The organism is Metabacillus bambusae (assembly GCF_017497975.1).
GTDB classification, from domain to species: domain Bacteria; phylum Bacillota; class Bacilli; order Bacillales; family Bacillaceae; genus Metabacillus; species Metabacillus bambusae.
Genome location: NZ_JAGDEL010000059.1, coordinates 1 through 811 on the forward strand (window position 1 = coordinate 1; position 811 = coordinate 811).

Annotated in this window: 4 tRNA genes and 2 rRNA genes; all 6 read right to left on the reverse strand. The window is 49.1% G+C overall.

The window, feature by feature from the left end:
* Positions 1 to 39: 39 nt before the first annotated feature.
* A tRNA-Met gene (locus I7822_RS29495) sits at positions 40 to 116 on the reverse strand.
* 34 nt (positions 117 to 150) lie between these two features.
* Positions 151 to 226, reverse strand: a tRNA-Ala gene (locus I7822_RS29500).
* A gap of 29 nt (positions 227 to 255) precedes the next feature.
* Positions 256 to 332, reverse strand: a tRNA-Arg gene (locus I7822_RS29505).
* A 10-nt stretch (positions 333 to 342) separates the two neighbouring features.
* Positions 343 to 431 (reverse strand) — tRNA-Leu (locus tag I7822_RS29510).
* 55 nt (positions 432 to 486) lie between these two features.
* A 5S ribosomal RNA gene (gene rrf, locus I7822_RS29515) occupies positions 487 to 602 on the reverse strand.
* Between the two features lie 80 nt (positions 603 to 682).
* Positions 683 to 811: ribosomal RNA gene (locus tag I7822_RS29520) — 23S ribosomal RNA — on the reverse strand; the annotation flags it as partial.

The following is an 811-nucleotide window of genomic DNA, read 5'->3' on the forward strand; positions in this document are numbered from 1 at the left end:
GAGCCGTCTGCTCTAACCAGCTGAGCTAAAGGTCCAAATTGGTAGCGGCGGAGGGAGTCGAACCCACGACCTCACGGGTATGAACCGTACGCTCTAGCCAGCTGAGCTACACCGCCAAAATGGAAATAGAAATTCATTATTTAAATTATATGGTGGAGCCTAGCGGGATCGAACCGCTGACCTCCTGCGTGCAAAGCAGGCGCTCTCCCAGCTGAGCTAAGGCCCCATTGAAACTAAGACTACTGTTTAAACTTATGGCGCGCCCGAGAGGAGTCGAACCCCTAACCTTTTGATCCGTAGTCAAACGCTCTATCCAATTGAGCTACGGGCGCATGTTATAAGTGGTGCCGAGGACCGGAATCGAACCGGTACGGTAGTCACCTACCGCAGGATTTTAAGTCCTGTGCGTCTGCCAGTTCCGCCACCCCGGCTAACTAAAAATGGGATAAAATTCGACAAAATAATAGCCCCAAATAAGGGGCTTTTACCTGGCAACGTCCTACTCTCACAGGGGGAAACCCCCAACTACCATCGGCGCTGAAGAGCTTAACTTCCGTGTTCGGCATGGGAACGGGTGTGACCTCTTCGCTATCGCCACCAGATAAATTATTAAGTTGAAGGGATATTCCTTCAAAACTAGATAACGATTCACAATTCAATTCACTTCATTTAACGCCTTTATTTGGTTAAGTCCTCGATCGATTAGTATCTGTCAGCTCCACACGTCACCGCGCTTCCACCTCAGACCTATCAACCTGATCATCTTTCAGGGATCTTACTAGCTTACGCTATGGGAAATCTCATCTTGAGG